At 38.6% G+C, this 23,799-nt stretch carries 19 protein-coding genes; 6 read left to right on the forward strand and 13 right to left on the reverse strand.

The genetic code is table 11. From position 1 onward, the window contains the following. The first annotated feature begins 265 nt into the window (after positions 1–265). Together VF06_RS21875 and VF06_RS21880 are read left to right on the forward strand one after the other, a co-directional pair. Positions 266–817 carry a response regulator gene (locus tag VF06_RS21875; protein ID WP_099068678.1) on the forward strand — a complete coding sequence of 184 codons (552 nt, stop codon included), beginning with the start codon at positions 266–268 and terminating at the stop codon, positions 815–817. 587 nt (positions 818–1,404) lie between these two features. After that, a complete protein-coding gene (locus VF06_RS21880; RefSeq protein WP_099068725.1) occupies positions 1,405–2,724 on the forward strand; it encodes a GTPase family protein in 1,320 nt (439 codons plus the stop codon). A 252-nt stretch (positions 2,725–2,976) separates the two neighbouring features. Here the strand turns inward: VF06_RS21880 and VF06_RS39400 are convergent, their stop codons facing one another. Then, on the reverse strand, positions 2,977–5,028 hold the full coding sequence (locus tag VF06_RS39400) for a calcium-binding protein (RefSeq protein WP_143861763.1): 2,052 nt from the start codon (positions 5,026–5,028) through the stop codon (positions 2,977–2,979). Between the two features lie 292 nt (positions 5,029–5,320). Between VF06_RS39400 and VF06_RS21905 the strand changes: the two genes are divergently transcribed. Continuing rightward, complete coding sequence (locus VF06_RS21905; RefSeq protein ID WP_099068674.1) at positions 5,321–5,908, forward strand: hypothetical protein; 588 nt, start codon at positions 5,321–5,323, stop codon at positions 5,906–5,908. A gap of 289 nt (positions 5,909–6,197) precedes the next feature. On the opposite strand, the gene VF06_RS21910 is transcribed toward VF06_RS21905, so the two are convergent. The 8 genes from VF06_RS21910 to VF06_RS21945 form a co-directional block, all read right to left on the reverse strand. Beyond that, positions 6,198–6,932 (reverse strand): hypothetical protein, encoded by a 735-nt coding sequence (locus VF06_RS21910; RefSeq protein ID WP_099068673.1) that lies wholly within the window; start codon positions 6,930–6,932, stop codon positions 6,198–6,200. A 131-nt stretch (positions 6,933–7,063) separates the two neighbouring features. Next, entirely contained in the window at positions 7,064–7,351 is a 288-nt protein-coding gene (locus VF06_RS21915) for a hypothetical protein (RefSeq protein ID WP_099068672.1), read from the reverse strand. Between the two features lie 233 nt (positions 7,352–7,584). Then, positions 7,585–9,858: a caspase family protein gene (locus VF06_RS21920; RefSeq protein WP_099068671.1), complete on the reverse strand. Its 2,274-nt coding sequence runs from the start codon at positions 9,856–9,858 to the stop codon at positions 7,585–7,587. 108 nt (positions 9,859–9,966) lie between these two features. Next, complete coding sequence (locus tag VF06_RS21925) at positions 9,967–12,786, reverse strand: CHAT domain-containing protein (RefSeq protein ID WP_099068670.1); 2,820 nt, start codon at positions 12,784–12,786, stop codon at positions 9,967–9,969. A gap of 13 nt (positions 12,787–12,799) precedes the next feature. Continuing rightward, positions 12,800–13,558: a DUF928 domain-containing protein gene (locus VF06_RS21930; protein ID WP_099068669.1), complete on the reverse strand. Its 759-nt coding sequence runs from the start codon at positions 13,556–13,558 to the stop codon at positions 12,800–12,802. A 220-nt stretch (positions 13,559–13,778) separates the two neighbouring features. Continuing rightward, entirely contained in the window at positions 13,779–16,172 is a 2,394-nt protein-coding gene (locus VF06_RS21935) for a CHASE2 domain-containing protein (RefSeq protein WP_099068668.1), read from the reverse strand. Between the two features lie 23 nt (positions 16,173–16,195). Continuing rightward, on the reverse strand, positions 16,196–17,173 hold the full coding sequence (locus tag VF06_RS21940) for a DUF1822 family protein (RefSeq protein ID WP_099068667.1): 978 nt from the start codon (positions 17,171–17,173) through the stop codon (positions 16,196–16,198). Between the two features lie 19 nt (positions 17,174–17,192). Next, positions 17,193–18,167, reverse strand: a complete 975-nt coding sequence (locus VF06_RS21945) for a hypothetical protein (protein WP_099068666.1) — start codon at positions 18,165–18,167, stop codon at positions 17,193–17,195. A 351-nt stretch (positions 18,168–18,518) separates the two neighbouring features. Between VF06_RS21945 and VF06_RS21950 the strand changes: the two genes are divergently transcribed. Next, the gene (locus tag VF06_RS21950) at positions 18,519–18,878 is read left to right on the forward strand and encodes a DUF2237 family protein (protein ID WP_099068665.1); all 360 of its coding nucleotides are present in this window, start codon (positions 18,519–18,521) and stop codon (positions 18,876–18,878) included. Here VF06_RS21950 and VF06_RS39405 read toward each other — a convergent pair. The 4 genes from VF06_RS39405 to VF06_RS41080 are packed head-to-tail and all read right to left on the reverse strand — an operon-like array spanning position 18,856 to position 22,040. Then, positions 18,856–19,137 (reverse strand): hypothetical protein, encoded by a 282-nt coding sequence (locus tag VF06_RS39405; RefSeq protein WP_143863071.1) that lies wholly within the window; start codon positions 19,135–19,137, stop codon positions 18,856–18,858. The genes VF06_RS21950 and VF06_RS39405 overlap by 23 nt on opposite strands. Before the next feature lie 5 nt (positions 19,138–19,142). Then, positions 19,143–21,296, reverse strand: a complete 2,154-nt coding sequence (locus VF06_RS21955) for a response regulator (RefSeq protein ID WP_099068663.1) — start codon at positions 21,294–21,296, stop codon at positions 19,143–19,145. 4 nt (positions 21,297–21,300) lie between these two features. After that, positions 21,301–21,873 carry a chemotaxis protein CheB gene (locus VF06_RS21960; RefSeq protein ID WP_099068723.1) on the reverse strand — a complete coding sequence of 191 codons (573 nt, stop codon included), beginning with the start codon at positions 21,871–21,873 and terminating at the stop codon, positions 21,301–21,303. Between the two features lie 11 nt (positions 21,874–21,884). Next, on the reverse strand, positions 21,885–22,040 hold the full coding sequence (locus VF06_RS41080) for a hypothetical protein (RefSeq protein WP_180267421.1): 156 nt from the start codon (positions 22,038–22,040) through the stop codon (positions 21,885–21,887). 603 nt (positions 22,041–22,643) lie between these two features. On the opposite strand from VF06_RS41080, the gene VF06_RS21965 reads away from it, so the two are divergent. Together VF06_RS21965 and VF06_RS21970 are read left to right on the forward strand one after the other, a co-directional pair. Continuing rightward, a complete protein-coding gene (locus tag VF06_RS21965) occupies positions 22,644–23,144 on the forward strand; it encodes a DUF2231 domain-containing protein (protein ID WP_096538688.1) in 501 nt (166 codons plus the stop codon). Then, positions 23,141–23,758, forward strand: coding sequence for a DUF2231 domain-containing protein (locus tag VF06_RS21970; protein WP_099068662.1), 618 nt, complete (start codon positions 23,141–23,143; stop codon positions 23,756–23,758). The genes VF06_RS21965 and VF06_RS21970 overlap by 4 nt, the downstream gene beginning before the upstream one ends. The last annotated feature ends 41 nt before the right edge of the window (positions 23,759–23,799 follow it).

Here is a 23,799-nt window from a genome sequence, read left to right on the forward strand (position 1 = left end):
ATCCAAATCTGAGGTTTGCCCATTGCATAAATTGAATAAAATTGCCATATATCTTGCGAGTGAAATTTTTTAATTACCATAGCGAAACAATGCATATAAGCAGCGACTAGAACCAAGATTTTAGCAATGTTTCACAGTTTTTAATATCAAGTTATTTATGTGCCTTTTGATAGATTGTATTTTTTAGCTGAAAAATCGATACTCATCACACTAGCGGATGCCAACTTTTCAAGTTGGTATTGTTTAGTTATGAAATGTGTATGAGATGCTAAATTTTAATATTATTTACGGGGAAAAACTTCCAGCCGAAAGTTCAAAAGAAAAATCCAATCCTAATTTCACTGCCAACTTAGCGGCTTTAGTCACAAATGAACAGGTCGGGTACGAAGAAGATGAATCTTTAATTTTTGAGTCTGATACTTCATTTCCCAGTGAGACTAAAATTTTGGTGGTGGATGACGAACCAGATATTCGCGACTTAGTAACCTTTATTCTCCAAGATTACGGTGTAGAAGTTACTGCGGTTGCATCAGCACAAGAAGCATTGCAAGCACTGTCTGAGTCGATACCAGATGTTTTGATCAGTGATATCGCAATGCCAAAGACAGATGGTTATATGCTGATGCGTGAAGTCAGAAAGCGATCGCCTCAACAAGGAGGACATGTACCAGCGATCGCTCTTACGGCTTATGCAGGGGAAATCAACCAACAGCAAGCACTACAAGCAGGATTTCAGATGCATATTGCCAAACCAATCGATCCAGATGAATTAGTTAAGGCGATCCTTGGTTTAATGATGGAAGTTGGTGCTAAGTAACCTTTTGAAACACTGTCCATAAATGACAGCTGAAATTTCTCTTTTATCTCAGTACTAAATACTTTTGATCGAAAAATTAACTACGTAAGATTTACTTAAGTAAATCCACTTGAAATTTGGGTTTGGGAAAAATCTTCTCGTGATTTTAAGTGTTTTTACAGAAGATATTATTCAGCAAAACCATAATTATCTAAATAGTTAGATGACTCATTGATTAATTATCTAACTTTTTTAAAAAATCTTTTGATAAATTTAAAAAACAATGAATAACTGTCCTTGCTGTTCTCATCAGCTTTTACGCCATATCCGGCATCATGAAATTTACTTTTTTTGTCGGACATGTTGGCAAGAAATGCCAATTTTAAAACAAACATACTATCCGAAAACTCAAGCCAATTTCATCGAAAAAAACAAAGTTCTAAATTAATCTGGGAATTTGATTGGAATTGAGTAGTAAACAATATCAGTGCTGGCTGTTGACTGTTGACTGTTGACTGTGAACCGTCAAGAGTCAACAGTTAACGACTTCAATTTAACGTTAGGATAGATATCAACAGGATTTAATTGTATCTACCGTTTTCATGGGAATGACTGAGCAACACGATCCTAACTCTCAGCAATTCAGTGAACTCACCGATAGTGTAAACAACAAATCCCTCGGTGGTTCCTGGAAAAATCGCGTTGCTGGTGTCTGGAACAAAGCAACAACAAATTTGACACAATTCTTACCCGTAGAACAAGTAGCACAAACAGTTATTCAATGGTTTAGTGTCAGTGAGGCTCAAGTTGCAGAAATTTTAGAGAAAGTTCGAGCCGAACTACCAACTACACAAGCTCTGTTAGTTGGTAAACCCCAAGCCGGAAAAAGCTCAATTGTGCGTGGACTGACGGGAGTTTCTGCGGAAATTGTCGGTCAAGGATTTCGCCCTCACACCCAACACACCCAGCGCTATGCCTATCCTTCTAATGACCTACCGTTACTGATTTTTACTGATACTGTGGGCTTGGGGGATGTAAATCAGGATACTCAAACAATCATTCAAGAGTTACTTGGCGATTTGGAACAAGAGACTCGTTCCGCCAGAATCCTAATCTTGACTGTTAAAATCAATGATTTTGCAACTGATAGCCTACGACAAATTGCTCAACAGCTACGCCAGCAGTATCCAGATATTCCCTGTTTGTTAGCCGTTACGTGCTTACACGAAGTTTATCCCCCTGATACGGTCGATCATCCTGCTTATCCTCCAGACTTTGAGGAAGTCAATCGCGCATTTACTCTCATACAAGAAACTTTTGCTGGATTGTACGATCGCTGTGTACTCATTGACTTTACTTTAGAGGAAGATGGCTATAATCCCGTGTTTTATGGATTAGAAGCCCTGAGAGATACTCTGGCAGAACTACTCCCCCAAGCAGAAGCCCAAGCAATTCATCAGTTGTTGAATCGGGAAGAAGCTGGTAACCAAATTGGCAACCTCTATCGCGATACAGCACGGCGTTACATTTTGCCTTTTGCAATTATGTCTGCAACCCTAGCAGCTGTGCCATTACCATTTGCCACAATGCCAGTGTTAACTGCCTTACAAGTTTCGATGGTGGGGCTTTTAGGAAAATTATACGGACAAACACTGACGCCATCCCAAGCCGGAGGCGTTGTGAGTGCCATCGCCGGTGGTTTCCTCGCACAAGCCATCGGACGGGAATTAGTGAAATTTATACCACTTTTCGGTAGTGCGATCGCCGCATCTTGGGCAGCCGCCTACACCTGGGCATTAGGAGAAGCAGCCTGCGTTTACTTTGGGGATTTAATGGGAGGTAAAAAACCAGATCCCCAGAGAATTCAGTCGGTGATGCAAGAAGCTTTTAAGGCAGCACAAGAACGTTTTAAAGGAATTAAACGTTGAACTAAGCGATCGCTATGGGGCTGGTTACCAATCCCTTCAGGATAGGGAACGGGGAACAGGGAATAGGGAACAGTAAAATAAATAACTTTAGTTGGGGGTCATTGCCCACTTTAAACTGCATATTTGTTTTGAGAGGCGTAGCCCAAAAAACAAGGCGTCCTTATTTCAATCCCATTCTTTTAAGGATGGGTTCACTGTTGCCTGTTCCCTATTCCCTGTTCCCTTTGAATAGAGAAAATTTCTCAATCCTCATCAAGTTTGAATTACAAAGTCTGATGCAGTTAGTGATGGGTTGCCGGTGAAATTGGCAAACAGCGATCCGGTTCCCAAGCCAGCCGCAACTCCATTTTGATTGTAGAAGAGAGATCCGCTACTTTGGTTGTAAACAATTTTGGCTGCACTGATGGCCGCTGCGGCGTCGCTAGTAACGATCGCAAATTCATTATTCAGGCTAAATCCATTACCAGCTGAGCTTTGTAAGGCTGTGAATGTGGTTTTATCTAGGATGATTTTATCGCTTCCTTTGACGAAATCTGTAATGCGATCGCTGCCGATCGCTGTACTGCTAAAAGCAGCATTGGTGTTGTAAAGGAAGAAATCGCTGCCACTACCACCAGTTAGGATGTCATCACCAGCCCCCCCAATCAAGATATCATTACCACTTCCCCCAATTAGGGTATCCTTGCCGCCTCCTCCGTTGAGAGTATTATTTCTGGTGTTGCCCGTCAGAATGTTGTCGAGAGAGTTGCCAGTCCCATCAGTTCCTCCTTCTAGCAAAATCAGGTTTTCTAAATTAGCACCCAAGGTGTATCCCTGGGCGGAAGTATAGGGGGCTTGAACGGTATCGATTCCTTCGCCTGCATTCTCGATAATTATGTCATCATTTAAACCACCCACGATGTAAGTGTCGTTGCCAGCGCCGCCCCTCATTACATCATTCCCTATACTGGCAATCAGGGTGTCATTACCAGCGCCGCCATCCAGGGTATCATTACCTGTGTCGCCATCAAGGGTGTCATTGCCCGCGCCGGCATTCAAAATATTGTCACCCCGGTTGCCAGTCAGCTTATTGTTTAGGCTATTGCCAGTCCCATTAATTGCTGCAAACCCTCTCAGAGTCAAGTTTTCTAGGTTTGCTCCCAGGATGTAAGTAATGGAGGCTTTAACCGTGTCAATTTCGGTACTGAGTGTAGAGGTTTCGGTGACAATATCTCCGGTACTATCAACAATGTAAGTATCGTTACCAGTGCCGCCAGTCATGCGATCGTTGCCAGCACCCCCATCAATGGCGTCGTTTCCGGTACCACCGTTGATAGTATCGTTTCCACCAACAGTATTGATAATGTCGTTTCCAGCGCCACCATTGATGGAGTCGTTTCCAGCAACAGTATTGATGGTGTCATCTTTGCTAGTACCTATGACCGTAAACTGTTCAATATTATGGAAACCAATGAAATCCAAGCGGGTGCTGTCTGTATTGCTGACTTCTCGTATGGCATAGCCATAAGTGCTACTACCAACAAAACGCATACCAGTGCCCGTATCGCCAACGGAATAGTCCACAATCAGACGGTCAATACCATCACCACCATAGACGGTATCACCATCGTTAATACTTCCACCACCCAGTCCGGCGTTAATGGTGTCGTTGCCAGCACCAGTTTGAATTAAGTCATTAGTCCGCAGAACAGCACCGTTAACAATTCCAGTGTGAGTAACAATGTCGTTGCCACTGCCTGTAGCGATCGAAAATCCCTCAAAATTGATGGCAGTGACAATACCAGAAACATTAATATTTCCGAGATTAGAAAGATTTAGGTTAGATGTTTGTGTGGAGAGGTCAAGGGTAAGGTAGTCTAAGCCTGAACCACCATCCAAAGTGCCAGCAACAGCAGTTACATTATCATTGCCAGCACCAGCTTTAATGACGTTGTTTCCAAAATAAGTTGTGATGGTGTCATTTTTGCTAGTACCTGTGACAGTGAACTTCTCGATATTTGTGAATTGGAGATCATCTAATGATAGGGTGTTTGGAACACCGCTGGATCGATAAGCAGAGCCTGTGCCTGAACTGGCGTAGTTGCTATAAAAATCCATACCGCCGCCTGTATCAGCAACGGAGTAATCTAAAATCAGGTGGTCAAAGCCTTCACCACCATCAACATACTCATACTTACCTAGTCCAGGGTTAATGGTGTCGTTACCAGCACCAGTTAAAATGGTGTCGTTGCTGCGAAATACTGAACCGTTGACAAAAACTGGTCTGATAACAGTGTCGTTGCCGCTACCTGTAATAATTTCCATGTGTCTTGAATGTGGGTAAACTTGATAACTCTAGTAGGTATTTCGCAGTCAAATCTCATAAATTACGCAAACTACCGAATTTTTTGTTGAAGAAAGCGATCGCGCCAATAATTCCACACTAAACTTTTTGAAAAATTTGCGTAAATTCACGAATTTTCAGGAGAAATATTGATAAATTAACAAACTAGAGTAGTTAATTACCGTGAAAAAAGCAAAACCATTCTTCAGTGCGACCTTACCCAGCCTCATACTGAATACTGCATCACAATCTTCATTCATTCCATTTCGAGCTATGAATCAAAAATTTTCCCAAATCGCACTTGTGGTAATTGTCCTAGCAAATATAAATCCTGTCATGGCTGCATCTAAAGAAGCGAATGCAGATTTATCAACTCAAAAATTAGACTATCATCAAAACCCAAATAACATCTTAGTTGCTGGTTTTTTTGATGATATCCGAACGATAAAAGATACTATTGAGGGAATAGATCAAACACGGCATAATATCGAGCAGCGTGAACTGCAACGAAAACAGCAGGAGCAAGCAATAAAAGAACGTCAAGCACGTGAAGAAGAAAGGAAAAGACGACAAGCAGAACTCGATGCAGCTCGCAAAGCAGCTACAGAAAAGCAAATTCAGGAAGCTGAAAGAAGAAGACAGTATTTTGAGAGTCTATCTCCAGAACAAAAACAAGCTTATCTCCAAGAACAGCAGGCACTTAGACAAAAGCAAGCAGAAGCAAGTTTGTTTATGGCAGACTTCTTCCTCAGAGCCTTAATGAGTGGCGATGGTGGCTCTAAACAAAACGAAGAGCCTAATTTCTGGTGTCTCAACTCTTCATACTACGATCCTAATTGTAATGTGCGGCCTGGATACTAGTACTGGTAGCTCGAAATCCTAGATACGTAGTATTGTGTCAAGGCTAAAATGTTGTAATAGATTTTATTGTGGGATGGGTGTCCTCACCCGTCCGGGCGGGCAGGATGCCCACCCCACAAGAGTTTACTAATGCACTATTTTAGCTGTGTCAGTCCAATAGTATTGTGTCAAGCTTTAAATGTTGTAATAAATTTTCTTGTGGTGTGGACATCTTGTCCGCACCGGACGGGCGAGAAGCCCATCCCACAAGAGTTTGTTAATGCACTATTTTAGCTTTGATACGCTACTACTAATAGTTTCTGTAAACACCTCTGAACATCGAAACTCCCCAATTGACTACAAAATCACCCGTACATCCATAACCAAATTGATTCCTCATTGCGTTAGTGAATTCATTAATTAAAAGGTCTTGAGTTACACCCGCCAAATCATTGCCTTGAAGTATTGAAGAAAGCCCTGTAACTACTCTAGAAGATGTTTCATTGGGAATATTTTCTTGTTCGAGACTACATATTAAAGAAGTTTCAGCCAATGCAATAGCAAACCTATTAGCAGGACTGACATAATTTGCATACAAATGATATTCAGATGGTTGTGAACCATCATTAACTATCGTGATATACGCATATTTATCTTCCGAAAACATTGGCGTGACAACTAACTCTGTTTCCGTCCCCTGGTTCTTTCCTTTAGCCAATAGCTTCCAGTCTCCAGAATAGTCATGTACGTAAATATCGAAATTTGAACTGCGACTGTGATTTTTGAGTGTAAAAATTCCAAAAGTATAAGCAGGAACTTTATATCTATAGTAAGCAAGACCTTGAGACTTTAGTGTTTCATAGTAATATTTATTATCTTGATGCTCAAAATTAGTAAACTCCTGTGCATTGGCAATACCTGGAGAAGTAATCGATAAACTTAATGCTGAGATTCCTGCGAGTAATTTTTTCATTTTGCTATTTCCTCTTGCAACTCTGATATCATCAATTTGTGAAAGCCCGGAAAGTAAAATCAAGGTTTTCATAAGATTTGCTGTGCAGTCATTTAAAGAGTTTGCTGCAATTAAATTTGCAGCAATTTTCTATGAAGATGCGCCTAATTATTATGGGAAAAACCTGTGCCTCACCTTTGCATTGAAAAAAACGGTATTACTTCTTATTGTGTAGGCTGATTTTTTCCGGCAATAGCAAGACCAACGCCCAAAGAACCAGATATTCCAGCAATCACAAGAAAGGTAAATACTAAATTTTGCTTACGTTCTAATTCTTGTTTATTGAACTCTTCCCAGCCCGACAATTTACTAATTGTTGTATTAAACTGACCTCGATTTCCTAATTCATTTTCAAATTTAATTTTTTCCCAAAAACTCCAACCTCCCAAAAGTAGAAACATGATTCCAACAGAAAAGAATACCCCTCCAGCAACAGTTATCATTTGCTTCATGGTTTAGCTCCTTGAACTGCAAATACAGCAAAATATATTGGTTGGCTGATTTATTAATATTTCGCATCTAAATCTAAAAAATTACGCAAACCACCAAAATTGTTTTGTAGTTTTTCGCCAAAAAAATTATCTATGAAGCACAACTCTTCCGGATATGTGTACACCAGCATTCCAAAAAGATCCCCGACTTCTTTGAAAAATCGGGGATCTGAAGACTAGTACTAGATGTATGGTTATTTCACAGCTTGATAGGTAATGGACATGGCTGCTAATTGACGAGCATCGCTCAAAAGAGCTTTTTCTCTAGAAGTAATTTCAGAAAGATTAGAATTATTTCTACTACGGTTTTCTGGAAGTGTGCTACTATCAATATCTTCTAATAAGAGGTCGATAATATTGGTGGAATTATCTCCTATGGAGACAGGTACATCTCCTCTTCCTTGTGTTTGAGCAATAGTTTGTAAACTCTGCAAACTCTTTCTTAAAGGTGATTTACTAGCAACGACTAATATTTCTGTGAATCCCAGAGGTTCAATAACTCCTAATACCCAATTATCCTGTGCCTTGGGTATTGCCAGAATTTCTCCGGCTTTAACTAAGGTGGCATCCTCGGCAGACGACCAAATATTAGGAAAGATAACATCAATCTTGCCTTCGGGGTTAATCACTAATACTGTAATGTAGAGGTCGCTATTTTCTTTATTTTTAACTTCAAATTGAATTTGTGTTTTTAAAGGAATTTGAGGAATGCCATTTTGATAATTAATATTAGTATTTGTGGGGGGTATGAATGAATTTTGATCGACTTTACTGACTGAACGAGAAGTATAGGTTTGAGCAACAACGGTTATATCTAATTCTTTTGGACGTAAAATATTTAAGGAAGCCAATACATTGAGACGTGATGAGTTGGCATTTAAAGTTAATTTGATGATTCTCGCTGCCAAAAGAGAACGAAATTTAGGTTTGAGTCGAGTTAAGGCATTATCTATGGTTTCTTTCGCATCACTAAAAGAACCAGGAATTAAATCGATTCCTTCTGTATATAAACCAAAACTATGGAGAGGAGGAATATAGGTAGCTTGTTTGTTTCTTAATTCTGTTTGTTGTACTTCTGTTAGCCGACCAAAAATATAATGAACTTCCCCTGTTTGTAAAGCAACTGGCTGGACTCGCTCAATTTTAGCAATTTCATTTCTTGCTATAGCGATATCTTTACCTAAAGAATCGTCTAATCCAATTCGCAATTTATAATCAGAGGGAATCACTCTAACTCCTTCTTGTAATAACGCTCCCGGTTTTAACAATTCTGGTTTTTGCAGTTCTAAAATTTTGCCTTCACCCGTCAAACCCTTGCGAGATTGTAATTGTATTCTGCCTCGTTTAACTCCTTGGTTGTCTACTAGCTCAAAGATGGGATTTTGGTTGAAAGCTGCAAGTGCTTGAGGTGCTATTCCTCCTAACCAAAGATTAACATTATTCCCCTGAACTTGAGTAATTACTGCTTCCGCAGTGGGAATTGGTCTAGAAATAAAATACGTGGGTTTTGTTTCGTTAGTACTATTATTTTTGGCTTCAATTTCTGGTATCTGATTAGAGGTAAAAGTACTGTTGATGCTGCGAGAAATATTAGTAATGACATTCTCAACTGGAGTGTTACTATTTTCTTGCCACAGGTATTGAGTCATCAAATAAGTAAATGCTCCTGTAACAAAATTATCTAAATATGCTTCGGAAGCAACTTGGTTTTTTCTGGCTGAAGCAATTACTACTCCTTTAGCAATACCCTGTTTTCGGCGTTGTTCTAGTTCTTGGGGAGATATACCTAAATCAGACAGCAATTTTTGTTGATATTCTCGTTCGATGTCGCTAGAAATGTATCCTTTTCCGCCTTCAATTGACCTAATAGTTAGATTCCCCCGTTTCCCTCCTCCTGAATAACAACTATCTAAAACAACGGTGATATTTTCAGTGTTTATTTTTGACATTAATAAGAAAAGAGTCTTACCTGTAATATCAGAAACTTGTTTTTGATTATCTACTAGAGAAGTAGTGCGATCGCTAGGTACAAAAGTACTATTAAGTTTGTCTTCTAAACCACTCTCTTGGTCAAATACTTGAGAACCGTGTCCTGAAAAGTGATAAACTACAATGTCACCTGGTTTTGCCTGTTGAATTAGATGTTCTTCAAAGGCTTGTAAAATTCCTTGGCGAGTCGGCTTAATTTCACTTTCATCGCTAACTACTAATATATCTTGAGGATTAAAGCCAAAACGATGCATTAATAGTTCTCTTTGCAAATAAGTATCAGTAATTGCACCTTTGAGATTATCAACATTTTGATAATTGTTGATTCCTACTAATAACGCTAATTTGCGAGGACTAGAAGAAGCAACAGCTTGAGCATAGCGTAAACTTTGATTTTTGATATCTAACTGACTTAATCCCAAAGTTGTTAAAGCAGAAGTAGCGAATTGCAGAAATTGGCGGCGTTTAAAACGAGACATAGTTAACTAATAATTAATTCGTAGTTTAAAAAATAATTTATTAAGTTTGTAGTAAGCACTTCAGTGCTTACTACAAACTCATCAAAATTGATGCGATGAATTACCAGTCTATTTTGATTGTCCAATTAAAGTAAAACCAGCCCAATCAACAGGGTTGGGATGAGTTTTCATTGTCTCCAACATCGCCTGACGCAACGCTTGAGCTTTATCTAATTTACGCTCTTGGAAATTACGGTAAAATTCCCCCATTAATTCGGCTGTTGGAGCATCAGGAACAGACCATAAAGAAACCACAATACTAGGAACTCCAGCAACGATTAAGGCTCTAGATAAACCGACAACTCCATCTCCGGTAATATCGCCTCCGCCTGTATCGCAAGCACTGAGAACTGCTAATTCGGCTTGTAAATTCAACTCTTGAATTTCACTAGAAGTTAATAAGCCATTATCTTGATTAGAAGGTGCTAGAGCAACTGCTCCTGGGATACCAAAACTCGCAAAATCTTCTAATAGTCCATGAGTTGCTAAATGAATATAGCGTGCATTGGGTAATTGTTTTAACACCTCGGCTTTAGTTGCTTGATTTCCTGTCAAAAACTCAGCATTCAGCAGTTGAGCAACTGCTTTTCCTTCTCGTTCTGCACCAGGTAAATTATTTAGTTGTGTAGGAGATTGGTTATTAGGTAGCTTAATTGTAGGCATTGTGGGATTGCCTACTACTACTGCAAGTTTGCTCTTTCCAGTTTGTTTTTGTCGTTTTTGTCGGGTTACATCTAGGGCTTGAATTGAAGGTGCGGTGATGATGGTATGTTGTTCGATGAGATATTTATCTTTCGAGTCGATTAAAGCTGCAAAAGGAACAAGAAATAGTTCTTTGTGAGGAACAAAAACTACTTTGGCTTCTGGGTTGCTTGGTAGTAAATCAGCAATGGGTTCTATGAGTAATTCATGGAGTTGTTTAAGTTTTTCTTTGGCTTGAACTTCAGAAGCATTGCGAGTAGAACCATCCGGTAATTCTGCATCTGGTTTGAGGAATACTCCAATGCTGCGATCTAAACCCATAGTTTGACGGGTATTAGTTACTAAGTTTTTGAGAGGAATCTTTTGTTTTTTCAAATCGATTTCGCGGGATTTGATTTCTCCTGTGGGTTTGATTACCCAAATCACTAATTTTTGTTCTTCTCCAGGAAATGCATTCCAATGGGCATTATGATGATCGTAAGGAAGAATGGCTGGATGGAAAAATGTAGTTTCAGAAATAATTGAGTATTGTACAATTATTGCCTGATGAAAATGTGCAATTTGTTTTAGTTGTTCTATAATTGGAGGTTGAATATTTGATGGAGCTTTACTAGCAAGAGTTACTAGTTCATCTAGGTTTGCTGGATTTTGTGCTGCACTTTTTAACCAGCTTTCTTTTAATTCCCGGATTTTTTCTTCTGATTCTTTATTACAATCAAATTTTGCTAAATCTGACAACAAGAATGCTTTCCCCTCGCTATTATATATACGGTCAACTCCTACTCTCCGATATGAATCTAGAGAATATTGAATATCTTGAGAAATTTGCTTACAAATAATTTCAGGAGTGTAGACAATATCTACTAAAGCATCCACTTTTTCTTTTAAAGTCAGATTGCTAGGTGCAGTTGCAGCTTCTACAGATAATCGCGCACGTCCCCATTCGGAAGCAGCTAAAGCTTCTTCTGGTTTGTTTTGAGCTAAGAGAACTCGTTCTAAGAAAGAAGTAGCACGAACTTGATTGTTAAATAGTTTAAAAATGTGTCGAGTATATCCTTGGAATCTAGATTTTTTCCTAAAATATTCAAATAATTGAGTAGCTTTTCGTAATTCTTGCTCTGCCTGTTCTAGCTGTCCCAATTTTTCTAAAGCAATTCCAGCTAAAACATGGGCGTGTCCATTACCTAAGTCACCTTCATGCTCAATCCTGGGTATGTCGCTATTGCCATTGCCATGTATCTCATAATAATTTTGAAAAATTTTACCTCTTTCTATAGCTTTTTGAGCATAAGTTAGAGCTTCATTGTAATTTCCTAAACTATAGTATACTCGACTGAAGTAAAGCGAAGGATCTCTAAAATCTATGAAATTGAAAAGATAGCGAAGTGAGATGTCGTTCCAATTGTCTGGTGTGGGTGTTATTGCATCAACTTCTTTAATATACGGTAATGCTTGATTAGGCTGTTGTTTCTGTAAATAAGTTTCAGCTATTAGTAATAAAATAGGAATGCGATTTCTTAATATTTCTTGGTCATAATCAGAATCGCCTGGTTTTCTAGCTCTATATCTAGCTGCTGATAATCGCTCAGCTGGCTGTAAATTAGCTAGAGCATTAACGTAATCTTCTTCGTAGAGGTAAAATGCTCCTAGTGTTGCGAAAGCTGTAACTTTGTCTTGTTCTCTCCCATTCGTTTTAGCTTGAGATAATGCTTGCTGAAAATATTCTTTTGCTCTAACAGAATCTTGTTGGTTTTGCCGAGTTAAGCCTTGAGAAATTAATTTTCTGACTTGGGGACTTAATTGAAATTCATATTTAGGTTTTTGTTCTCCTTCTTCAAGATTTTCTTCAGCTTTCTCAGCAGTTAACTGCTCATATTTATCATATACTCCTCGTAAACCGTAAATACGAATAAGTCTATCTCTAACCTCATTGGCAATTTTTTTATCTCCAATTTGCTGATAAATTCTCATTGCCTGTTCGAGAGTATTTGTACCTATTACATATTGTCCTGCTGCTAATTGCTGTTCTCCTTGCTGCCTTAATCTATCGGCTTCTGCTTTAGTATTATTTTGAGCGATCGCCACAGGTAATTGAAAAGATAACAAACTCAAGCTAGAGGTAAAAATCACACTAAATGATGCCAAAAATGTCAAGAACAATTTAGCATTTTTATATTGTTTTTTCATGTTTTTATGTCAATTATTCAGGAATAGGATTACAACATTCAACTAAAGGCTCGGAAATGAATTCTGCTAATTCTACATGGGGATTGGATAATAAATCTGACCAATCTTGTTTGAGTTCTTGTTCTGTTGGTTTAGAGCGACGGGATTGAATTAATGCAGTAATAGTTTCATGCCATAAACCTTGACTAGCATATAAATTAATTCGTCCTTGGATAGTAGTAGTTGATGTCAATTTAGTTTTCAAAACTTCGTTTGTAGCTACTCGCTCTACTACTCCCTGTACTCCTGTAAATGAAGGTTCAATATTGGGTTCGCAACTAAAGGAAACTTGCCAACGATAAGCACGATTTACTTCTAAAGCAGGCGCAGTTTCAGGTATCGGGAAACCCATGATACCTCCACCTTTATTAATTTCATAATTCACGTGAGCTACTATAGTACTTTTGCGTTCATCTTTAAGAATTAGCTTTAAACGACCCCGTTCGTAAGGGATGTAAAACCAAAAAATAGGACGTTCGGCAAGGGTATTTGCCCAATTTGTTTTCGGTATTAAAGCAGTGATATCTTTTTCTACAGTAGGACAAATAGGACGACTACCTGTATCAGCAGAAGATCCAGAGCGATTTCCTCCCGGTGCGCCATTGTTAGGAGGTTTAAATTCAAGCGGTTCTTTGGTGGGAAGATTTTGACCAGCTACTGGGTGAATCAAATAGCGATCGCCTAATAATAAAGTTAAAGTTAAAAGGTAAATATAAGCTATTTTTTTGATCATGACTTTATATTTTTGTTGAATAGACTTATTGCATAAATTTTTTTCTCACGCAGAGGCGTAGAGGCGCAGAGAAGAGAACGGAGAGGAGGCTTTTGCAAGGGGTCTAATATTTAACTAATATTTACACTTGTAAATAAGTCTTTAATGAATGGTGTTAGTTAATTAACATATCAACTATGACTCGTTTTTTTGTTACTTACGTATAACTTTATCACTAATCTTAAGTATTATTTCTACTTTGTAAAATCTTTAAAGTAAGTATTTGACTCCAATGTTTTATTAAAAGCCATCCACTCAGGCTACTGATAGATAAAGAGATTGCAGATGGTACTAATGGTATCCATATGCCTTGAAGTAAAAATACAAAGCAAATTAGAGACAGAATCGAGATACAAATTACAGTATATAAAAATAGTAAAAAAGAATTAATATTTTTTAGAAAAATGATGGCAATTCCACTTCCTGTTAAAGACCAAATTACAATCCAAAATCCTTCTCCTGTTTCCGACCAACTCCACAATAAAGGTCGTTTATCTAAAACTACGCTGAGTATTTGACTGGTCATTTGCGCCTGAATATCAACTCCAGACATTTGAGGCAATACACCTTTACTATAAGGAGTAGAAAAGTAATCTGTGGGATTAGATATGGGAGCAACTACACCAATGATGACAATGCGTTCCTTTATTAATTCTGGATTAAACTTATTTTCCAGCACATCATTAAAAGAAACAGTTGCAGCAATCTTTTCAGAATTTCGATAATTAAGTAGAAGTTGAAACCCACGATTATCTAGTTGATTGTATGCACCAGTATTTGATTGTAAACGTTGAATTATCGTCTCACCAATTTTGATGCGATCGCTATCTATTTCTTCAGGCTTGATTCCTTTGGAATTTAAGTATTTCGATGCTAATTGAAAGCTAAAGGAAAAGCTGGTGGGACAGGGATTATTCAAGTCGGGATTGATGAATAATAGATGACGACGAACAACTCCATTGTCTAACTCTATATTGCTAAATCCTAAACGACTTTCAGGAACTCTCGAATGTGATGAAATACCGGGTTGATTTGGGTTATCATCAGTCAATTTTATGCTACATAAAGCAATTAAACGGTCATCATTTTGTAAAAGATTAAGTAATTTTTGATGACCTGGTTCTACAGGGCGATCGCGGAATATTAATAAACCGATTATGCTAGGTTTATACTGTTTTATACGCTCGATAGTTTCAGCTAATTTACCATCAGATATGGGATAACCCAAGCGGTTGATATCCTTTTCTGTAGCTTCAACTATTAACAAGCGAGAATCTACCCCTTCATTGGGACGCATTCTCATCAACCAGTCGAAAGCTTGAAATTCTAAGGATTGCAATAAACCAAAAGACCGCAGTCCTATTACTACCATCGCTACCAATAAACCAGATAAAATTACTCCTCCTTTACGAAATAGTAAATTTGAAGTAGATGCTAACGGAGGGTCACGTAATTCTTCCCAAGTAGGTGGTTTAACAGACCAATGTTGACAAACTACAGGTAGCCAACTTGCACAGTAATATTTATCTTCTATATCTTTAAGTCTACTTCTGGCTTCTCGTATCGCTAAATAGAAAGATTTTCCACTAGAAAAACTAGTAATAAACTCTGCTAAAAACTCTTGAGCTACTTGATTTTGAACTTGCTCCCGCATCACAATAATCTGAGGAATTCCTAACTCTTCAAGTTGAGGTACTAATCCTAAACCTTGACAGGAATTGAATATGGCTAGTTGTAACCCATTCTCTATCGCTACTTCTAATGCTGAATTTAATTCGGATATTTCTAGCTTGGTTTTCGCGTTGATACTAATCCATCCTTTCTGAGCATTAGACTTACTATGTCCAGCATAAAATAAGATATCCCAACCTGATTTTTCTCTGAGGCGATCGCAAATTTGTTTACGAGAAGGCTGAGAGACAATTTCTAACTCTATTTCTCGATTATTTCTTAAAGTATTCAAATCTATTTCTGGATCGATATTCGTACAATCTCCAATAATTGCTAATATTCGGACTTTTCCAGCAGTTAACGACTTGTGTTTGAGTTTTAAAGAAAATTTAGGCGCACTTAAAACAACTTCTGCTTTTGTGTACTTCTTAAAAAAATTCCATTCATGCCAAGGTAATTTTCTTAATATATCATTATCAGTTTGAATTACTAAAACAACTTCATCTTTCGTATTTATGTTAGTGCGTAAAGCTTGATCTATTGATTGAAATTCTGGCGAGTTCAGCCATTGATTAATTATTTCAATCATATAAGCAGTTAATTCTGCTGCACTTTCTTGACTTCCTCGCTCTATATTATCTTCTGCAAATTCTAATATTCTCGGTTTAAAACCGATACTTGCACTGTCAAAATCTCCATCCAAGAAACCACCTCCAGTACCAATAAAAGCCTCATATAGACACTGCCATTTCTGATAAGTTTTTTCAATTTCTTCGTTAGGTGGTAGGCTCCCAGTATCTATTTCTTCCAGTAATTCTTCTCCTGCATATAGCTTCAATAAAATCTGAGAAAACCCGCTTTGAAAATTTCCTTGTCCCAACCGCAAAGAAATAATTTTCTTCATTATTGTTCGTCAAGCTCTAAAAATTAAACGATAAATTCTTCAGTTATGTTAGCATCACCAAGAGTTATTCTCAGCTTAAATTTATCTCCTGATTCACTAGTAAATTCTGGTAACTGAATAAAATAATCTCTCAATTCAGATTTGACTTCTTTTAGACTTTCTTCTAATTGAGAAAGTATCTCTAATTTCAGACCTGATGGCAAATATTTTTCTCCAGAAACTGGACATAAACGAGCGCGAATTTTTAGCTTTTGTTCTGATTGTGGTGTGACAGTCATCAGCAACATTACTGCTTGACTAGCTAAATTCATTTTTAAGTCAATCAATTTAGCTTTATTGATAGCTTCAGAACTATTTCTAGTCATATAACTAAGATTTTGTGGTTGTCTCATCAACAACTCTTCCGCATTTTGCCATTCTCGTCCAATATTTTCTTTAGTTTCTTTAAACCAATGTCTGATTATTACGACTCCTTCTTTGATTGATTCGCTAAGAGTTTGTCTGACAATTTCAGATTGTTCTTTTTGGCTCAGATATTCAGGAAAATCTTCTAAAGAACGCAATTGATTCAAAGATACAATTCCTTGTGTTTCTTCTACTGAAGATACAAAACCAAGAATCTTTGCTTCTTGGAATGATTCATCTATATGTGCAAATACATAACCAATACGATTTGACCAAACATCCTCTGGAACATCAATATCGCCATCAAAAAAAACTGCACGACATTCTAACTTTCCGTGATTCTTAACTTCTAAATCTACTACATCAGCAAAAGTGGATATTACAGGATTGTTAAAGTCGCTGTTATTCCAATCAGTTTCATATCCCAGAATTTCTAAATAATCCTTGATAGCACATGTAGCCAAAACATTATAATAGAATTCTTTGGCTTTAAGCTTAGTTAATTTTTTTTTGCTCAACTGTTTGGCTATTTCTCGGTGAACCGATTTTAGATGAACTGTGAAGATAAAATTTTCAGTTATTTCCCAAGTATTCATGACTTCTAGTCCCTAATTTTTATTGTAAATATTCTGCTAAATCCGCTTTAACTTGTTGAAATTCTCGTTCGTAAAAACTTTTTATTGTGGTGTATGGTATGTTCCATATTTTTGAGAGATTTTTAAATGTTTCTCCTTCCCAATTAATAGCAATTAATACATCTTTAAATGTAATGTCAGTTCTGTCCTTTCTAATTGGTTTACCAAGTTTATTATTAGGATCTTCTTTAATCAAATTTTTAATTTCTTCGGATTGTTGATAGTAAGCAAATTCTTTTTCAGCATTCTCAAAAAGATATTCTTTCATTGAATTAGGGTCTGCGGGAGAAATGCTGATTTTTTCTTCTTCTTGTTTCTTAGATTGACTTTTCTTGATTCCTAATATTCTTCCAGCCGCATCTAGAAATTTTATAGGAATCCAGTGATTTATCCAAGCCATAAAATCTCCTCTTATTTCATCATATCTATCAATATTATCTAAAACATAGCGAATAGACTCTCCTTTAGCTTCCTGAAAAGCATCTTCATAATCTTGTGGAGATAATTGTAAGTTTGACCCAAGTCCTTGTTTCTTGTATGTATTTTTTGTTTCCATAGCTTTAATCAGGCATTGCACGGCTTGTTTTCTTTGAAAGCTATTCGGTTGAGCTTTTTTAATCTCTATTGCTAAAGTATTGATAAATTTATCTGTTATTAACTTTTTTTGATATTTTTTCTGTAGAATTGTAGCTTCTTTTAGCAAAAAAACTGCCAATTCTTTTAAGTCATTTTTGCGGGTCACATGAAGTTGAAATATTTCTTCAATTTCTGTTTGTAAATCTTTTTTTATTTGCTGAACCTCTTCACAAAAAAGATTGATAATATATCGAGAATGCCACCAATAGCATGAAGATAATTGTGCGATAAATTTAGTTTTGATATTTGTTTGTTCCTGAGTTTCTGATGAAGTATTTTGATACTTTTTGAGTAAATAAACTAACTCTTCTGTATTCATCTTTTCTTTTACCCTTTTTAGGATGCTCCATACAGCATATTTCAGGTAAATGAAGTACACGGTTAGGGGTCGCCCTTACAATAGTCTGTACCTCACTTAGCTGAAATTTGGTGTATCTCTCTGAGCAGTTTATACCCAGAAAGCGACTCAAGCTCACTCATTGTCTCAACTACCTATGAATGTAGGTAGTTGAGACAATGCATTTATCAATTTTTCTCCACAATAAGCAAGATTTTACGCAAAATTTTAATCTAATTTGAAATGTCAAAAGTAGTGAGGACTGGGGAGTACTATTTATCTGATATTAGGCGGGTGGGGTAAAATTAAAATAATATTCCTGCAAGTCAAGCAATGAATTCAAACGTAATCGGTGGAGAATTAGAAGTTTGCTGCACTTCCCCCATGACTGGGTTTTATCGTGACGGCTTTTGTCGTACAGGCGGTCAAGATTTTGGGTCGCACGTTATATGTGCCGAACTCACACAAGAATTTCTGGAATTTACTAAATCTCGCGGTAACGACCTGAGTACACCTGCTCCTGAATATAATTTTCCTGGACTCAAAGCAGGCGATCGCTGGTGTTTATGTGCTTCTCGCTGGCAAGAAGCCCTGGAAGCCGGTGTTGCTCCCCCAGTAATCCTTTCAGCAACTCATCCTAGAGCCTTAGAAGTAGTTTCCCTCGACGATCTTAAAAAACATGCCCTAACTTGATTGGGCATTGGGCATTGGGCATTGGGCATTGGGCATTGGGCATTGGGTATGTTGAGTGTTGACCCTCTCCTATGGTCGCCGCTACGCGGAGCGTCCCGGAGGGAAGTGGTACGACTTCGCTCCGGGTCAAGGCTGAGCGGAGTCGAAGCCTTGACTGTTGACTGTTGACTGGGGAGTTATTATTCTCGCCTGCTCCCCTGCCTCCCTCATCTCCCATGCCCCATGCCCTATGCCCCATGCCCCATGCCCCATGCCCCATGCCCACTAACTCACCGGAATCTCCACGGGTAGCTTCAACACATTAACAACCACACCAATTAATTTACTGGGGTCAATTGGCTTCGGTAGATGCTGTTGAAATCCGGCTGCGAGTGCTTTTAAGCGGTCTTCGTCTCGTGTATACGCAGTTAACGCGATGGCGGGAATGCGTCCCCCTTTTTCTGGTTCTAAAGAACGCAGTTTGCGAATCAGGGTATAACCATCTTGTTCTGACATGCCGATGTCGCTAATCAGGATATCTGGTTTGGCTTGTTCCAGTACTGCTAAGGCTTCATCCACTGATGAGGCGGCGGTGGCTACTGCGCCATAGTCCTCAAACATAAAGCTGAGAAAGTTACGGGTATCTGTTTCATCGTCTACAACTAAAACCTTTAATCCCGCCAAGGGAGTAGAAACTTCAGGGGAAGATATTTCTCCTGCTTCTTTAGTGGCTTTGTTACCCCGATTGTCTTGTAGTAATGGTAGTCTGACAGTGAAGGTTGCTCCCTGTTCTGTGCCTGGACTTGCGGCTGAGATGGTTCCTTTGTGGAGTTCTACTAGGTGACGGACGATGGCTAGTCCTAGTCCTAGTCCATTATGCGATCGTGTTGTGGTGCTGTCTGCTTGCCGGAAACGCTCAAATACTTTCGGTAAAAATTCTGGGGTGATGCCAATACCTGTATCGATTACTTGAATTTCGGCGTATTGGAATTTGGGATTTTCGTTTTTGGATTTTGGCTCGCTACTTTCGTCAGTGTTTAAATTAGAATTTTCATCTGGAGATGCGGATGCCAAAGCAGTTTTATTACTGGCTAAATCAGGACTATCGTTAATTGAATATCCAAAATAAGTAGATAATTTGACTTCTACCCTACCGCCTTTTTGTGTAAATTTAATGGCATTGGTTAATAGGTTCCACACAACTTGCTGTAAACGGGCTGGATCGCCATACATTGAACCTACTGATGTATCCAAGACTGTATTTAATTGAATATCTTTGGCCTCTGCTAAAGGACGCACTGCTTCTAAAGCTGCTTCCATCACTGTAATCAAATTCACAGCACATACATTTAATCGCAACTGACCCCGGATAATTCTTGATACATCTAAAATATCCTCAATTAGTTGCATCTGAGATGTGGCGTTGCGTTCGATGGCCTCTAGGGCGCGGGAAGTGGCTTTTTCGTCAAGTTTTTTAGAACGTAGAATTTTTGACCAACCAAGCATCGAGGTTAGGGGCGTGCGGAGTTCGTGGGAGAGAACGGCGAGAAATTCATCTTTCATACGATTTGCCGCTTCAGCTTCCTGTCTTGCTGTTTGTTCTCGAATTACTTGAGCGCGGACTTCTTCTGCTTGCTTGCGTTCGGTAATATCTTCGAGAGTGCCTACATACCCCAGTAATTCCCCTTGACCGGAAAGCATCGGTGATGAGCGAACCTGAACCCAACGAACATTGCCATGAGCAGTTTGAAAACGAAATTCTTCGGAGTAGTCACGACCTTCATTAATATAAGCAGACCAAGTAGTAACTGCTCGTTCTCTATCTTCAGGATGAACGGATTCCAGCCAACTTTTTTCTACACTCTGGGCTGCTTTCACACCACAAATTGTTTGATAACGTGGATTCGTAAATCTACAGCGTCCTTCTGTATCAATTTCAAAAATGCCAACCGGCGAACAAGTACTCAGGGAACGAAATCTTTCTTCACTTTGTCTGAGTTCGGCATTAACAGCTACTAGTTGGGCTGCTTGTAACTTGACGGCTTCTGTTTTCTTAAATAATTCTGCGAATACTGTGACTTTAGAAGTAAGAATATTCGGGTCGATGGGCTTGAGTAAATAATCCACTGCACCCAAAGCATAGCCTTTAAACAGCATTTGGTCGCTGGTGCTGAAGGCGGTGAGAAAGATGATTGGTGTATGACGCGATCGCCCCCGATTGCGAATCAAAGTAGCTGTTTCAAAGCCGTCCATCCCTGGCATTTGTACATCCAGCAAAATCACTGCAAAATCCTGATGCAGCAGACACCTTAAAGCTTCTTCCCCAGAAGTAGCTCTCACCAGATTTTCACCTAGTTTTTCTAGGATTGCCTCTAGTGCAAGTAAATTTTCCAGCTTATCATCTACCAGGAGGATGTTTACTTTGGGTTCCATCTGCATGGGTTCATTTCCGTGATAAGTAACAAAGCTTGACCAATCGATCAGCAATGTCTGAGAGTGTCAGAATCCAGTTTACTGCAACAGCTGAAATTGCTGCCTCTGGCATAATGCTACTCTCTGCTGTGGCGGGTTCCTGTACAATAGTGATTCCCCCCCGCGCTTGTATTTTTTTTAAACCTTGCACACCATCATGGTTGGCTCCTGTCAATATTATACCGATAACTTGTTCGCCATAGATATCGGCTGCTGACTCAAATAACACATCAATGGATGGTCGGGCATAGGAAACAGGCTCATCAGTGGAAAGAGCAAAGTGACCTTCTTCAAGGAGCAAATGATAATCTGCTGGAGCTAGGTAGATATGTTTCGGCAATATTTCGTCTTTGTCTTCTACTTCTTTAATCGGCAAAGAAATCGATTCTTGTAATAGTTGCTGGAGTGCGTTGTTAGACTCTTTATGACGGTGTTGAACAATGGCGATCGGTACTGAAAAATCCCCTGGTAAACTTTGGAGAATGATTTTCAATGCCGATAATCCACCTAATGAAGTACCAATCACTACAATTTTAAATGACACTAATTTAGGCCTCATACCCGCCGAATATGATTATGGGGCATTGGGCAAACAGGGCGTTGGGGATTGAGGGTGTTGACTGTTGACTGTTGACTGTTGACTGTTAACAGAAGAATTATTCTCCTTGTCTGCTTGTCTCCCTCATCTACCTTGTCTCCCCATCTCCCCATCTCCCCACCTCCCCATCTCCCTCAACTACTGAAGATTATATATTTTTGTCATTTACTTTACAAATAGAAATTTTATAAATGTGAAATACTTTACATAAAAGTATTGTTTTTGTGTTTAATAATGTTTTAATTATGTTAATTTAGATACATAAAAAACTATTTTTCTTGCTACATAAAGAAATTTGAAGTTTTTATTTTTGATTCTTTTGACAATTCATAAAAATTTACTTAAGCTAAAAGATAGGTTGAGGAAATCAACAAACAACAGCAACTTGGATTAGGTACATTAACAATTGCTGTTACAGACTCTCAGCAGAAGTAAAGGAATCTCAGCATAAATATTGTCTGTAGGCAAATTCACAAAATCTGACTGCCAAAAGCTAAGAATTAACTAAACATATTCCACCGCGCAAAAATTAAATCAGCGAACATTTTTTAATGTTTTAAAGGGGAATGATGAAGTAAGAATTCAGAATTCAGAACTCACAACTCAGAATTCAGAATTTAGATAACTGCTTGTTTTTGAATTGTTTTGGCGGAGCGGGGCTTAGCCAATTCTGAATTCTTACCCTCAAGTGCGGTAAATATGTCGAGGAGAACACAATGCTTGAGTATTTTACATCTTTGAATGACCATAATTTGCCGTATCCAGATACGATTCATCCCATCGTTGTCCACTTCGTAATTGCGATGGTGTTGTTTTCCTTTTTTTGTGATGTAGTTGGCTATTTCACTGGTAAAACTCGCTTGTTTGAAGTGAGTTGGTGGAATATGTTTGTCGCCACCATTGCCATTTTTGTTGCTATTATTTTCGGTCAATTTGAAGCTGGTTTAGCACAACCTTACAGCTTAGCTAAATCAGTGCTGAATTTGCATACATTAATTGGTTGGTCGCTTTCGGGAATCATCGCCGCCATTACAGCTTGGCGCTATGTAATTCGTAGCCGTAACCCCCAAAAAGTGCCGATTTATTATCTGGGAGCCGGACTAGTTTTAACTTTAATAGTTGGCTTGCAGGTATATCTGGGAGATCGACTTGTTTGGGTGTATGGACTGCATACAGTACCAGTTGTGGAAGCGCTAAAGGATGGTTTATTGCCATGAACTCAGAACTGATTGACCAATTGAACGGACAACTAGGCGCAAACGGACTACCTTACACAATTCCCATTCATCCCAACTTAGTCCATCTAACACTGGGTTTATTCATCATTGGCATCACCTTTGATATCGTCGGTGTTTTCTTCCCCTTCCAAAAATGGGTCTTCAAATTTTTGGGAATAACCGTCGAACGTGACAACTTCTTTGAAGTTGGCTGGTACAACATGTTTGCTTCCAGCATCATTACATTTTTCACAGTGGGAGCAGGTTTTTACGAAATGCTATTAGCAACACCACCAACTAATGTGAAAAGTGCCTGGGGATTACAGGCAATAGACACAATGCTTTGGCATGGTGTGGGTGGTGTGTTCTTACTAGCAGTAATTGTTGCCATGACCATCTGGAGAGGATGGCAACGCTTCGTATGGAGCAAACAAGAATATAGACAGACAGACAGACAAGTGCAATGGAGTTATTTGCTCACAGGCGTAGCTGTGATGTTCGTAATGTATCTCCACGGCACACTAGGAGCGCAACTAGCTGCCGAATTTGGCGTCCACAACACAGCAGATAGACTATTACGACTAGGCCAAGACCTGAACAAAACACTCAAATAAGTTATTAGTCATTGGTCATTAGTCATTGGTCATTAGTTATT

Source organism: Nostoc linckia z4 (assembly GCF_002608075.1).
GTDB classification, from domain to species: Bacteria; Cyanobacteriota; Cyanobacteriia; order Cyanobacteriales; family Nostocaceae; genus Nostoc; species Nostoc linckia.